This window comes from Polaromonas sp. JS666 (genome assembly GCF_000013865.1).
Taxonomy (GTDB): domain Bacteria; phylum Pseudomonadota; class Gammaproteobacteria; order Burkholderiales; family Burkholderiaceae_C; genus Polaromonas.
This window is the reverse complement of the sequence record NC_007948.1, coordinates 3749265-3761799: the sequence shown is the minus strand read 5'-3', so window position 1 is coordinate 3761799 and position 12535 is coordinate 3749265. Positions and strand designations below refer to the sequence as shown.

The following is a 12535-nucleotide window of genomic DNA, read 5'->3' as shown; positions in this document are numbered from 1 at the left end:
GCAAGGGCGGCGCCAGCCGCCCCGCAACGACGGGTTCCCCCGAAAAATTCTGTTTTCATGATCAAAAAATTCATCGACAAGCTGTTTGGCAAATCCGGCAGCACCGGGTCCGCTGCTTCCGAAAGCAAACGGATCAAAAAATTACCCTTCGGCAAGCGCCAGGACGTCGGCCTCAAAGAACACGGCATCGACCCCAAGCTGGTCGACGATCGTGCCATGGATGTCGTGCGTACCTTGAAGCAGGCCGGGTTTGAAGCCTATGTGGTGGGTGGTGCCGTGCGCGACCTGCTGGTCGGCCTGCGCCCCAAGGACTTTGATGTGGCCACCGATGCCACACCCGAGCAGGTCAAGAGCCTCTTTCGCCGCGCCTTCATCATCGGCCGGCGCTTTCGCATCGTTCACGTGATTTACGGCCGTGGCCGCGAGCATGAAGTCATTGAGGTCTCGATCTTCCGCGCGCACCTGGACAGCAGTCTGGCCGAACAGGTGGGCGGCAACGAGCGCACCAGCAAGAGCGAACTCGCCGGCATGAAGCATGCCGTCGACAGCTCGGGCCGCGTGCTGCGCGACAACGTCTGGGGTCCGCTGGAAGAAGACGCGGCGCGGCGCGACTTCACCATCAACGCCATGTACTACGACCCGGAAACCCAGATCGTGGTCGACTACCACAACGGCATTCGCGATGCCAAGAAAAAGATCATCCGCATGATTGGCAACCCGGCCGTGCGCTACCGTGAAGACCCGGTGCGCATCATTCGCGCCGTGCGCTTCGGTGCCAAGCTCAGCGCGCTGGGGTTCAAGTTTGAAGACAAGACCTCAGCGCCCTTGCGCGAGATGAGCAGCCTGCTCGCCGATGTGCCGCAGTCGCGACTGTTCGACGAAATGCTCAAGCTGCTGCAAACAGGCCATTCGCTGGCCAGCGTTGAGCAACTCAAGACCCTGGGCCTGGGTACTGGCATCTACCCGCTGCTGGATGTGGTGGTCGAGGCCGCCCATGAGCCCTTCCTGAACCTGGCGCTCAAGGACACCGATCGCCGCGTGGGCGAAGGCAAACCGGTGGCGCCCAGCTTTTTGCTGTCGTGCATTCTGTGGTCCGATGTGCGCGACGGCTGGGCACGGCGCCGCAAGCGGGGCGAGCACCTGATGCCGGCGCTGCAGGACGCGATTGATGATGCGTTCAATGCCAAGATCGGCGATGTCTCGGGCCGCGGCAAGCTGGGTGCCGACATGCGCGAAATTTGGACCATGCAGCCGCGTTTTGAAAAACGTGTGGGCAGCTCACCCTATTCATTGCTGGAGCAGCCGCGCTTTCGCGCCGGGTTCGACTTTTTGCGCCTGCGCGCGCAGACCGGCGAAGTCGACATGGCGCTGGCCGAGTGGTGGGAAAAATTCAGCACCGCGTATGACGATGAGCGCCACGCCATGATTGAAGAGGCGCGCCAGGAGCAACTGCAAAAGCCGCAGCATCCGCGCACGCGCGTGAAGCGCCAGGACGTGGAGGCGGACGGGTCATCCGCCAGTCCGCCCAGTGTCCGCACGGACGCCGATCAACCCGAAACCTCGTCAGAACAAGGTGACATGGCGCCGGCCCGAAAACGTCGCCGGCGTCGCAAACCGGCGAATCGCGCCAATGCGACCGATTCCGGCAGTGCAGAAGGCGGCGCTGGTGGCGGCGACCAGTCCTCGCCCGGTGTTGCCTCCAACCCTTGAGCCTTGTTGAGCCGTAAGCCATGGCCGCTGAGCGCGTCGTCCAGGCCTATATCGCCTTGGGAGCCAACCTCGGTGATGCGGCGGCCGCGCTGAGACGGGCGGCAAGCGCCCTGGACCGTCTGCCGCTCACGCGAGTCCGCCGGATGTCCGGCCTCTACAAAACAGCACCGCTGGACACCGATTCGGGCGAGGCCATCGCGCCGGGCGGCGACTACCTCAATGCGGTGGTCGAACTGGAAACAGGCCTGGCCGCGCCGGCGTTGCTGGAGCAACTGCAGCGGATCGAGCAGGAGGCCGGCCGCCAAAGACCCTACCGGAACGCCCCGCGCACGCTGGACCTGGATCTGCTGCTCTATGGCAGCGCCCGCATTGAGTCAGCGCAACTGACGGTGCCGCATCCACGCATGCTGCTGCGGGCTTTTGTGCTGGTGCCGCTGGCGGAAATTGCACCGGAGCGGGTGAGCCCCGAACAGCTCGCGGCGGTGGCGCACCAGGCCATTGAGCGGCTGGGCGACTTCACGGTCTGAGAAGAAAGCTCAGGGCGCCAGGCGCTCGCGCAGCCAGCTGGAGTCGGCTTGCAGCGTGTAACGCAGGCGGTCATGCAGCCGGCTTTTGCGGCCCTGCCAGAACTGCCAGTTGTCGGGCTGGAGGCGGTAGCCACCCCAGTGCGGCGGGCGCGGCGGCTGCAGCAGGAATTTGGCGCCATATTTGGCCGCATTGGTCACCAGCACACTGCGGCTGGCAATGACTTCGCTTTGCGGACTGGCCCAGGCGCCAATACGAGAATCCAGCGGGCGGCTGTTGAAGTAGGCATCACTTTCTTCCGCGGAGACTTTTTCGACCACGCCTTCGATGCGCACCACGCGTTCCAGTTCTACCCAGTGAAACTGCAAGGCTGCATAGGGGTTGCCGGCCAGCTCGAGGCCCTTGCGGCTGTTGTAATTGGTAAACCAGACAATGCCGCGCGCGTCATAACCCTTGACCAGCACCACACGGGTGGAGGGTCGCAGCTTGCTGTCCACGGTCGCCAGCGTCATCGCATTGGGCTCCGGCACCTGCGCGGCAATCGCCTCGTTCAGCCACTGGTCGAACTGCTTCAAGGGATCGGCATGCGACGCGTCCTCATTGAGCTCGGCGCGTTCGTAGCTTTTGCGCAGGGCTGCAATGTCAATGATGGGGTTGCTCATGCTTGTGATTGTGCACGGTTCAGGGGGTGCCCCTGCGTGGTTGTTCCAGGCTGGCATGGCGCTGTTCATGGCCTGTTTGAGGGGTGCTTGAAAGCGAATTAATATTCGGTTATATTTCGCCTGACATGAAACCCAAAGATGAGGAAAAGCAGCGTGCCATCGCCGAAGCCACCTTCAACCTGGTGGCCCAGACCGGCTTGAGCGGTTTGACCATGGCCGATATTGCCAGGGCGGCGGGTATTGCCACGAGCACCCTGTACGTCTATTACCCGTCCAAGGACGAACTGATCAGCCAGCTCTACGAAGAAGCCAAGACCGCGACCATGCAACGCCTGATGGAAGGCGTCGGACCCGGCGCTTCGCTGCGCAGCCGGGTGCGTCGCATCTGGGGCAACCTGCTGCGGCACCGGTTGGACCGGTATGCCGAAGTGGTGTTTCAGGAGCAGTATTACAACTCCCCGTGGTTCACGCAGGGTAACCGTGAATTGTCTACCCGGCTGATGGCGGGCTTTCTGGCGCTGATGGAAGAGGGCCAGCAGCAGGAGATTCTCAAGCCCGTGCCCCTGCCCCTGCTGACGGCCAGCGTGGTGGGCTCGGTGCGGGAAACCGCCAACCTGATACGCACCCAGGTGCTGCCCGACGACGAAGCCGTGCACCAGGCGGCCTTCACCTTGTGCTGGGACGCCATCAAGGCGTGAATCGCTCGAAAACCTAATACCCCTATTTTTCGTAGGCCAAGTTTTTTTGATAAAACCCGAATTTAAGCGAATATAAATTCGTCAAGTAGTCCCCCCAGCAATTCCATTCCCCAGTTTTGCCCCCCGCAAGGAGCTCCACGATGCCCACCCTCAACATCAATGGCAAGGACACGCCCGTCAATGCCGACGAATCCACCCCCATCCTCTGGGCCCTGCGTGACACGCTGGGCATGACAGGCACCAAGTTCGGCTGCGGCGCGGCGCTGTGCGGCGCCTGCACCGTGCACCTCAACGGCGCGGCCATCCGCTCCTGCGTGACGCCGATATCGGCTGCCGTGGGCCAGAAAATTACCACCATCGAAGCCGTGGCTTCCGATCGGGTAGGCAAGGCCGTCCAGGACGCCTGGGTCAAGCACGACGTGGCGCAATGCGGTTATTGCCAGAGCGGCCAGGTGATGAGCGCCACCGCCCTGCTCAAGGCCAAGGCCAAGCCAACCAACGCAGACATCGACGCCGCCATGGCCGGCAACATCTGCCGCTGCGGCACCTATGTGCGCATTCGCGCCGCCATCAAAGACGCCGCCCTGGCCCTGGCCTGAAGGAGAACACCATGTATTCCAACTCAACAGACACCCTGGACATCACCGGGCAATTGCCAAAAGGCCTGCAGGCCCTGATGCACAAAGCACAAGAGGGTACTGAAATTGGAGCCATGGCGGCACTGCCGCGTCGCAGCTTCCTCAAGGTCGCCACGGCCAGCGGTTTTGCGCTGGGGGTTTTTCCGCTGCTGACGCATGCACAGGCAACGGCGTCCACAACCGCAGCATCCAGCCTCAAGCCGACCCAGCAGCCTTCGGCCTTTGTACGCATCGACCGGGACGGCACGGTGACCGTCACCATCAACCGGCTGGAGTTCGGGCAGGGCGTGCAAACCGGTTTGCCCATGATCCTGGCCGAGGAACTCGATGCGGACTGGCGCCTGGTGAAGAGTCAGCACGGCAATGCCGACCCCGCCTATGTGGACCCGGCATTCGGCATGCACCTCACGGGCGGATCGGGCTCGATCAAGAACTCCTACACGCAGTACCGCGAACTCGGCGCCCGCACCCGGGCCATGCTGGTCTCGGCGGCCGCCGCGCAATGGGGCGTCGATGCAGGCAGCCTGCGTACTCAGCAGGGCGTGGTGGTAGGCCCTGGCGGCAAGCGCCTGACATACGGTGAACTGGCCGAAGCGGCCATGAAGCTGCCGGTGCCGGAGGCGGTCACGCTCAAGGACCCCAAACAGTTCCGCATCATTGGCAAGCCCACGGGCCGCCTGGACGCGCGCGCCAAATCCAGTGGCGGTCAAAGCTACGGCATCGACGTGCGCCTGCCCGGCATGCTGACGGCGGTGGTCGCGCATCCGCCGGTATTTGCCGGCAAGGTCAAATCGCTGGATGACGCGGCGGCTCGAGCCATCCCCGGCGTGAAGGCCGTGCTGCGTGTGCCGCTCGATCGCGGGGGGGAGGGCGTGGCGGTGGTGGCGGAAGGCTACTGGGCCGCCAAGCGAGGCCGAGATGCGCTCAAGGTCGACTGGGACACCAGCGGCATCGAAAAAGTGGACAGCGCGCAGCAACTCACCAGCTATCGCGCGCTGGCGCAGAAAACCGGCACGCTCAAATACGACGCCGACGTCAGCAAGCTGGCCGCGGCACCCAAGAAAATCAGCGCCGAATTCGTGTTCCCTTACCTGGCCCATGCACCCATGGAGCCGCTGAACTGCACGGTGCAGCTCAGCGGGCAGGGCGCAGACGCACGCGCTGAACTCTGGCTGGGCACGCAGATGCCGGGGTTGGACGCCATGGCGGCGTCCAAGGTGCTGGGTGTGGCGCCGCAAAACGTCAAGATGAATGTGCAGATGGCCGGTGGCGGCTTCGGCCGCCGCGCCATTGCGAGCAGTGACTACGTGGTCGAAGCCTGCAACGTCGCGAAGGCCGCGCGCGGCGCCGGGCTGACGGCCGCGGTGCGCACCCTGTGGAGCCGCGAGGACGACATCAAGGGCGGTTACTACCGCCCCATGCATGTGCACCGCGCCGAGATTGGTTTCGACGCGAAGGGCGAGATCCTGGCCTGGGACCACGTGATCGTCGGCCAGTCCATTGTGGGGGGCACGCCTTTTGAAGGCTTCATGGTCAAGGACGGTGTGGACGGCACCATGGTGGAGGGCATGAAGGAGCCCTACGAGATTCCGATGCGGCTGTCGGTGCACCACCCCAAGCTGAACGTGCCGGTGCTGTGGTGGCGCAGTGTAGGTTCCACCCATACCGCTTATGTGATGGAAACATTGATTGACGAGATCGCCCGCGGCACGGGCCAGGATCCGGTGGCCTACCGCCTCAGGCAGTTCGGCACGAAACACCCGCGCCACACCGCCGCGCTGCAGCTGGCAGTGAGCAAGTCCGGCTACGGCAAACGTACGCTGACCGCCGGACGTGCCTGGGGCGTGGCGGTCCACGAGTCCTTCAACACCGTGGTGGCCTACGTGGTCGAAGCCTCCGTCAAGGACAACACGCCGGTGCTGCACAGCGTCACCGCCGGGGTGCACTGCAATCTTGCCATCAACCCGACCAGCATCGAAGCTCAGATTCAGGGCGGGGCGCTGATGGGTCTGTCGATGTGCCTGCCGGGCGCTGCCATCACCTTGAAGGACGGCGTGGTCGAGCAGAGCAACTTTGGCGACTTCCCGGTGCCGCGTATCACCGATATGCCCGCGGTGGCGGTGTTTATCGTGCCCAGCGCCGATGCGCCCACGGGCCTGGGTGAGCCGGGCCTGCCGCCGCTGGCCCCGGCATTTGCCAACGCGGTCGCGCGCCTCACGGGCAAGGCGCCGCGCGAGCTGCCCTTCAAGCTGGCGTGATGGACGGCACCGGACCCACCGTGCTGGTGCTGGCTTCGGGCCGGGGCGAGCGCTTCATCGCGTCCGGCGGCAGCACGCACAAGCTGCAGGCGCTGCTGGCGGGCAGGCCGGTGTTGCAGCACACGCTGGACGCCGTGGCTGCCAGCGGACTGCCCTGGCATCTCGAGAATGCGGGCCACCCGGGCATGGGCGATTCGATTGCCGCGGCCGTGCGGGCCACGCCCGAGGCTTCGGGCTGGCTGATTCTGCCGGGCGATTTGCCGCTGGTGCAGGGCAGCACGCTGCGGGCGGTTGCCCAAGCGCTGGCGCAGCATGCGGTGGTGATTCCGGTGTTCAACGGAGTGCGCGGCCACCCGGTGGGTTTCTCGGCCCCGTGCCGTGCCGGTCTTCTGGGTTTAAAGGGAGATCAGGGTGCAGCTTCGGTCGTACGGGCGCAGGAAGCTGTCAATTCTGTAGCGTTTATCGACGTCACTGACCCCGGCACGGTCACCGACATCGATACGCTGGAAGACTTGCGCCGGGCCGAAATGCTGCTCGGCCAGCGCTGAAGCAGTCCGAAGAGCTCAGCCCCGCGCGATCACAGCGCAAGCCAGCCGTGGGCCGGCGTTGCCGGTGGGTTGGGTCTTGTAATCGTCCGGGTCACGGTGAACAATCAGCCCGCGGCCCGTCACGTCGCTGGGGCCGCTGCCGACGGCGATGGAGGTGGTTTCAAAGCTGAATTTCGCGACGCCGCTGGCATCGGCTTTCAGGCTGGGCAAATCGCCGGCATGGTGAGCCATGTCGGAATGATTTCCATGGGGCTTGCCATCGGGGTTGAAATGGCCGCCCGCGCTCAAGCCGTCGCCACTGGAGCAGTCGCCTTTTTCATGCACGTGAAAGCCGTGCTCGGCGTTGGGCTTGAGGCCGCGCACTTCACCCTTCACGACCACCTTGTCCCCGCTCTTGGTAAAGCTGACGGTGCCGGTGGCGGTGTTGCCCGTGGTACTTTGGAGCTGGGCCACGGCGCGCGGGCCGCTGGTCATGGAGGCGCAGGCTGTCAGAACAAGGGCGCTGGCAAGCAGTGTCAAACGGGATTTCATGGTGTTTTCCTGTTGTTCGTTGTTGGTCAGGGGAAAGGTCAGGGGCCTACTTTAAGCGGCAATGTCCGGGATGGCAATATGGCCCCCACGTTCGCTCACTGCGTGTAGCTCGCTGCCCCCCGAGGGGGCTAATTTCCCTTGGGGCGGCCCGGCGGGAAATTGCCGGCCCCCACGCTCGTTCGCTTCGCGTAACTCGCTGGCCCCCGAGGGGGCTGAACTTGCTCGGGGCGGCCCTTCGCTGCGCTCGTTAGCCCCCTGGTTGTCGCTTCGTGTACTGCGCTGCTCCCGAGAGGGCGCATTCCCCCCCCTGGGCCGGCCCACCGGGTTTTCAGCTGCAGGCCAGCTGCAACAGTTTTCCGAGGGCGTGGTCGTGAATGCCCAGGGTGCGCAGTTTGTCGTACGTCAATTGGGCGTAGTCGCGGGTTGTGCCGTAGCGCCCGCAGGAGTCTGAAAAAATTTGCCGGTAGGTGTCTTCGTGGAGCACGCCGGTGTGGCTGGGGCTGCGCTTGGACAGCGTGAAGGCCAGGGCCCGCACGTCGCCCAGTGCGGTCTGGCAACGCAACCATTTCGGGTCGTAGACGCCATTGGGCATTTCCCTCTCCCACAGGGCGGGCAGGGCTGCGGCCACGCCCGCCCGCGGGATGCGAAACGCCACGCCCTTGCAGCTGCCACCGTGCAGCAGCCCAAATACCAGGCCCGGGCACTCGGGTGTGCCGCGGTTCAGGTTGCTCCACATTTTTAGCGCCCGGTGGTAGCCATGGATGGTGGCAAAACGCTCTTCCGAAAATTCGAATTCGGGCCGCCAGATCAGCGACGCGTAGGCAAAGATCCAGAGGTCGGTGTGGCCACCCCATTCGCGTATCACGGTTTCCAGCATGTGAGCCGGATTGCGTGAGGGGGAAGGGGGCGGAAAGCTGATTGATTTTGCGGAGTCTGCCACGACCCACACTTTACAATGGTCCGAGTTTTTGCGACGGGAGTGAGTTGATGTTTTCTCAGGACGATGACGGCCAGCTGGGCCTGGTGTTGACGGTCGTCTTTGGCCTGGTGGCGCTGGTGATTGCCTTGCTGATGGCCGTGGTGATCAGCTTTCGTGTTGACCCGCGCGGCGTTCCGGCGTCTGCGCCTGCGCCTTCCGCCATCTCCGTCCCCATGGCTGTGCCCGACGCTGTGCCCGACGCCACACCACCGGATGCCCCCAGCGCGGCGCCGGCAGATATCAGCCGCAGCGCCGCGCAGGCGGCCGCCGATGCAGCCAGCGTCAAGGTTGAATACGGAGTCGTGAAGTTTTACTTCGCGTCCGGCAAGGCAGACCTTGCCGCAGGCGCTGGCGACGCCATGGCTGATCTGGTCAAAGCCGCAAAGTCCGGCCGCAGGCTGGTCATTGCCGGGTTTCATGATGCCACCGGCGACGCGACAAAAAATGCCAGTCTGGCCCGGCAGCGCGCCCTCGCGGTGCGGGACGCCCTGAAGGCCGCGGGTGTTGCCGAGCGGCAGATCGAGCTGAAAAAGCCCGAGCAAATGGCCGGCAGCGGAAGCGATGCCGACGCCCGGCGTGTCGAAATCAGCATTCAATAGGCGTCTTGCGAGAGTCTCGCAAGCGCTCGACGGCATCGGCTCGCCTGTTAAAAAACCAGCCGGACAGGCGCTGTGCACGAGCTTTTTGGGTGTTTCCCGGTCCTGTTTTGGTAACCATACGGTAACCCGGGGGTGTCAAAAGCGTCGGTAACCCGTTACCATAGAGTCCGTAATAAAGTTACATGATCTAAGGTGCAACGCATGGCTCTTCATCCCGCAATCTCACACATCACGGCCCGTATTGCCGAGCGCAGCCGTCCCACACGCGGCGCCTACCTGCAGCAGCTGCAGGTGGCGGCCCGGCGTGATCCAGGCGTCGACCGCATGGGTTGCGCCAACGTGGCCCACGCGGTGGCTGGCATTCCGCTCGACGACCGTTTCAAGGTCATCACCCACAAGGCGCCCAACATCGGCATCGTCAATGCCTACAACGACATGCTGTCGGCGCATGTGCCCCTGCAGGGCTACCCGGCCCTGATCAAGGACGAGGCGCGCAAGCTGGGCGCGACGGCGCAGGTAGCCGGTGGCGTACCCGCCATGTGCGACGGCGTCACGCAGGGCACGCCCGGCATGGAGCTCAGCCTGTTCAGCCGCGACGTGATTGCCATGGCCACCGCCGTGGCGCTCTCACACGACATGTTCGACGCGGCGCTGATGCTCGGCGTGTGCGACAAGATCGTGCCGGGCCTGCTGATCGGTGCGCTCCACTTTGGTCACTTGCCCACCGTGTTTGTACCGGCGGGCCCGATGACCACGGGCTTGCCCAACAAGGAAAAAGCCCGCGTGCGCGAGCAGGCGGCGCAGGGGCTGGTCGGGCGCGAGGGCTTGCTCGATGCCGAACTCAAGTCCTACCACAGCCCCGGCACCTGCACGTTTTACGGCACGGCCAACAGCAACCAGCTGCTGCTCGAAGCCATGGGCCTGCACGTGCCCGGTACCGCCTTCGTCAACCCCGGTAATGAGTTGCGCGAGCAGCTCACCCGCGAGGCGGCGCGCACGGTGCTGGGAATCACCAAGTCCAAACGCTTTGCGCCCATCGGCCAGATCGTCGACGAACGGGCCATCGTCAACGCCATGGTGGCCCTGCTCGCCACGGGCGGCTCCACCAACCACCTGATTCACTGGGTCGCGGTGGCCCACTCGGCCGGAATCGTGATTGACTGGAATGATTTTTCCGACTTGTCCGATGTGGTGCCGACGCTGGCGCATGTCTACCCCAACGGCAGTGCCGACGTGAACCAGTTCCAGGCGGCAGGCGGCCCCGGGCTGATCATTCGCGAACTGCTGGACGCCGGCCTGATGCATGAGGATGTGCTGACGGTGCGCGAGGGCGGCATCCGCGAATACACGCGTGAACCGGCGTTGGCCGGGGCTTCGCTGGCCTGGCATGAAATCGGCGCTTCGAAAGATGAGTCGATTGTGCGTTCTGCCGGCAAGCCTTTCAGCCCCAGCGGCGGGCTCAAGTTGCTGCAGGGCAACCTGGGCCGCAGTGTGATCAAGGTCTCCGCCGTGCCCGATGACCGGCATGTGATAGAAGCGCCCGCCCGCGTGTTCGATTCGCAGGAAGCCTTGCACGCCGCCTTCAATGCCAAGGAGCTGGACCGCGACATGGTGTGCGTGGTGCGCTGGCAAGGGCCGCAGGCCAATGGCATGCCGGAATTGCACAAGCTCACGCCGCCGCTGGCGGTGCTGCAGGGCAAGGGGTTCCGGGTGGCACTGGTCACCGATGGCCGCATGAGTGGCGCGTCGGGCAAGGTGCCGGCGGCCATCCACGTGTCGCCCGAGGCCGCTGCGGGCGGACCGCTGGCCAAGGTGCGTGACGGCGACATGATCCGGCTCGATGCCGTCACGGGCGAGTTGCAGGTTCTCGTGCCTGAAGCAGAATGGGTGGCACGGCAGGTTGACACCATGCCGCCCGCCTTGCGACGGGACAACGGCATTGGCCTGGGCCGCGAATTGTTTACCGGCATGCGCCGCCATGCCCTGACGGCAGAAGAAGGAGCTTTATCGTGGATGTAAATCTGGATGTCAGTGGCAAGCTGACGGCCTTGCAGGTCATGCGGGATGCGCCCGTGATTCCCGTGATTGTGCTGACCGACGTCAATAAGGCGGTTCTACTGGCGCGCGCGCTCGTGGCGGGTGGCATCCGCATGCTGGAGGTCACCCTGCGCACGCCGCAGGCGCTGGCCTGCATCGAGGCGATTGCGCGCGATGTGCCTGAAGCCGTGGTCGGCGCGGGCACGGTGCGAAGCGCCGCCGATGCGCAGGCCTGTGCGATGGCCGGCGCCCGTTTTGCCGTGAGTCCGGGCTATACCCACTCAGTGGGCCAGGCCTGCCGTGATGCAGGCTTGCCCCTGCTGCCCGGCGTGGCGACTGGCAGCGAGATCATGATGGCGCAGGAAGACGGGCTGACCGAGCTCAAGTTTTTCCCGGCCATGCAGGCCGGCGGTCCGGCCATGCTCAAGGCCTGGAGCGGCCCGTTTGGCGATGTGAAGTTTTGCCCGACCGGCGGCGTCTCAACGGCCAATTCCGCCGAGTTTCTGGCGTTGCCCAATGTGGTTTGTGTTGGCGGCTCCTGGCTCACGCCAGCGGACGCGCTGGCGCGCGGCGACTGGGTACACATCACTGCGCTGGCGCAGCAGGCCTGCCAGTTGAAGCGGCAGGCTACCTGAGCCGGGGAACACTCAAACTCGGGCGTTCATGAGCGAAATCAGCTTCTAGCCCAATAAAAATGGGCGCAAGGAGCTATATGAGATATAGCTCCTGTAAGCCTCAACGCAAACCAGCGCCGCCGCCATCTTCAGCGCGCTGGATCAACTCAATCTTGTAGCCGTCCGGGTCGGTCACAAAGGCAATCACCGTCTTGCCGCCCTTGACGGGGCCGGCTTCGCGCGTCACATTGCCGCCCGCGGCCTTGATCTTTTCGCAGGCCGCATAAGCGTCCGGCACGCCCAGCGCAATGTGGCCATAGGCCGTGCCCAGCTCATAGCTTTCGGTGCCCCAGTTGTAGGTCAGCTCAATCTCGGCCTGCGCCGGGTTGCCTTCATAGCCGACGAAAGCCAGGCTGTACTTGTATTCGGGGTTTTCGGAGGTGCGCAACAGCTTCATGCCGAGCACCTGGGTGTAGAAGTCGATGGAGCGCTGGAGATTGCCAACGCGCAGCATGGTGTGGAGTAGTCGCATGCGCGGATTATCCCGCTACCGGGGGAAGTTTGCAGGGGCGTGTTCAGCACCCTGGAGTGGTTGGCCGCGGTCGCCCGGCAGACCTTCGGAAAGCCGCTTTTTCACCGCTTTTTGCCCCCTCTTCTTTTATCTGTCTCGATGGCGCGATTTGTGGCACAGTTAGCTATACAGGTTCGTTGAATGGGCTGCTGGCCTGGAGGCGGA

The 12535-nt window shown here is 64.3% G+C and carries 13 protein-coding genes; 9 read left to right on the top strand and 4 right to left on the bottom strand.

Annotated elements, in window-relative coordinates:
- Positions 1-57 precede the first annotated feature (57 nt).
- Both pcnB and folK read left to right on the top strand, forming a co-directional pair.
- The gene (pcnB, locus tag BPRO_RS17780) at positions 58-1710 is read left to right on the top strand and encodes a polynucleotide adenylyltransferase PcnB (RefSeq protein ID WP_011484463.1); all 1653 of its coding nucleotides are present in this window, start codon (positions 58-60) and stop codon (positions 1708-1710) included.
- A 20-nt stretch (positions 1711-1730) separates the two neighbouring features.
- Entirely contained in the window at positions 1731-2237 is a 507-nt protein-coding gene (folK, locus tag BPRO_RS17775) for a 2-amino-4-hydroxy-6-hydroxymethyldihydropteridine diphosphokinase (RefSeq protein WP_011484462.1), read from the top strand.
- A 9-nt stretch (positions 2238-2246) separates the two neighbouring features.
- On the opposite strand, the gene pdxH is transcribed toward folK, so the two are convergent.
- Entirely contained in the window at positions 2247-2897 is a 651-nt protein-coding gene (pdxH, locus tag BPRO_RS17770) for a pyridoxamine 5'-phosphate oxidase (protein WP_041388922.1), read from the bottom strand.
- A gap of 125 nt (positions 2898-3022) precedes the next feature.
- Here pdxH and BPRO_RS17765 point away from each other — a divergent pair, with 125 nt between their 5' ends.
- From BPRO_RS17765 to BPRO_RS17750, 4 genes are all read left to right on the top strand, one after another.
- The gene (locus BPRO_RS17765; RefSeq protein WP_011484460.1) at positions 3023-3595 is read left to right on the top strand and encodes a TetR/AcrR family transcriptional regulator; all 573 of its coding nucleotides are present in this window, start codon (positions 3023-3025) and stop codon (positions 3593-3595) included.
- Positions 3596-3735: 140 nt separating this feature from the next.
- Positions 3736-4194, top strand: coding sequence for a (2Fe-2S)-binding protein (locus tag BPRO_RS17760; protein WP_011484459.1), 459 nt, complete (start codon positions 3736-3738; stop codon positions 4192-4194).
- A gap of 11 nt (positions 4195-4205) precedes the next feature.
- Positions 4206-6491, top strand: coding sequence for a xanthine dehydrogenase family protein molybdopterin-binding subunit (locus BPRO_RS17755; RefSeq protein WP_011484458.1), 2286 nt, complete (start codon positions 4206-4208; stop codon positions 6489-6491).
- Positions 6491-7039, top strand: a complete 549-nt coding sequence (locus tag BPRO_RS17750) for a nucleotidyltransferase family protein (RefSeq protein ID WP_011484457.1) — start codon at positions 6491-6493, stop codon at positions 7037-7039. Before BPRO_RS17755 ends, BPRO_RS17750 begins: the two co-directional genes overlap by 1 nt.
- Before the next feature lie 15 nt (positions 7040-7054).
- On the opposite strand, the gene BPRO_RS17745 is transcribed toward BPRO_RS17750, so the two are convergent.
- Positions 7055-7570: a superoxide dismutase family protein gene (locus tag BPRO_RS17745; RefSeq protein WP_011484456.1), complete on the bottom strand. Its 516-nt coding sequence runs from the start codon at positions 7568-7570 to the stop codon at positions 7055-7057.
- Positions 7571-7898: 328 nt separating this feature from the next.
- Entirely contained in the window at positions 7899-8447 is a 549-nt protein-coding gene (locus tag BPRO_RS17740) for a gamma-glutamylcyclotransferase (protein WP_011484455.1), read from the bottom strand.
- Between the two features lie 110 nt (positions 8448-8557).
- On the opposite strand from BPRO_RS17740, the gene BPRO_RS17735 reads away from it, so the two are divergent.
- From BPRO_RS17735 to eda, 3 genes are all read left to right on the top strand, one after another.
- A complete protein-coding gene (locus tag BPRO_RS17735; protein WP_011484454.1) occupies positions 8558-9148 on the top strand; it encodes an OmpA family protein in 591 nt (196 codons plus the stop codon).
- A 201-nt stretch (positions 9149-9349) separates the two neighbouring features.
- Positions 9350-11167: a phosphogluconate dehydratase gene (edd, locus tag BPRO_RS17730; RefSeq protein ID WP_011484453.1), complete on the top strand. Its 1818-nt coding sequence runs from the start codon at positions 9350-9352 to the stop codon at positions 11165-11167.
- Positions 11158-11820, top strand: coding sequence for a bifunctional 4-hydroxy-2-oxoglutarate aldolase/2-dehydro-3-deoxy-phosphogluconate aldolase (gene eda / locus BPRO_RS17725; RefSeq protein ID WP_011484452.1), 663 nt, complete (start codon positions 11158-11160; stop codon positions 11818-11820). Before edd ends, eda begins: the two co-directional genes overlap by 10 nt.
- A 100-nt stretch (positions 11821-11920) precedes the next feature.
- Here eda and gloA read toward each other — a convergent pair whose 3' ends face one another.
- Complete coding sequence (gloA, locus tag BPRO_RS17720) at positions 11921-12331, bottom strand: lactoylglutathione lyase (protein ID WP_011484451.1); 411 nt, start codon at positions 12329-12331, stop codon at positions 11921-11923.
- Between the last annotated feature and the right edge of the window lie 204 nt (positions 12332-12535).

What these genes read in the sequence shown, in the direction of transcription:
- pcnB (WP_011484463.1), top strand. Translation starts at nt 58, where the DNA reads ATGATCAAAAAATTCATCGACAAGCTGTTTGGCAAATCCGGCAGCACC.
- folK (WP_011484462.1), top strand. Translation starts at nt 1,731, where the DNA reads ATGGCCGCTGAGCGCGTCGTCCAGGCCTATATCGCCTTGGGAGCCAAC.
- pdxH (WP_041388922.1), bottom strand. Translation starts at nt 2,897, where the DNA reads ATGAGCAACCCCATCATTGACATTGCAGCCCTGCGCAAAAGCTACGAA.
- BPRO_RS17765 (WP_011484460.1), top strand. Translation starts at nt 3,023, where the DNA reads ATGAAACCCAAAGATGAGGAAAAGCAGCGTGCCATCGCCGAAGCCACC.
- BPRO_RS17760 (WP_011484459.1), top strand. Translation starts at nt 3,736, where the DNA reads ATGCCCACCCTCAACATCAATGGCAAGGACACGCCCGTCAATGCCGAC.
- BPRO_RS17755 (WP_011484458.1), top strand. Translation starts at nt 4,206, where the DNA reads ATGTATTCCAACTCAACAGACACCCTGGACATCACCGGGCAATTGCCA.
- BPRO_RS17750 (WP_011484457.1), top strand. Translation starts at nt 6,491, where the DNA reads ATGGACGGCACCGGACCCACCGTGCTGGTGCTGGCTTCGGGCCGGGGC.
- BPRO_RS17745 (WP_011484456.1), bottom strand. Translation starts at nt 7,570, where the DNA reads ATGAAATCCCGTTTGACACTGCTTGCCAGCGCCCTTGTTCTGACAGCC.
- BPRO_RS17740 (WP_011484455.1), bottom strand. Translation starts at nt 8,447, where the DNA reads ATGCTGGAAACCGTGATACGCGAATGGGGTGGCCACACCGACCTCTGG.
- BPRO_RS17735 (WP_011484454.1), top strand. Translation starts at nt 8,558, where the DNA reads ATGTTTTCTCAGGACGATGACGGCCAGCTGGGCCTGGTGTTGACGGTC.
- edd (WP_011484453.1), top strand. Translation starts at nt 9,350, where the DNA reads ATGGCTCTTCATCCCGCAATCTCACACATCACGGCCCGTATTGCCGAG.
- gloA (WP_011484451.1), bottom strand. Translation starts at nt 12,331, where the DNA reads ATGCGACTACTCCACACCATGCTGCGCGTTGGCAATCTCCAGCGCTCC.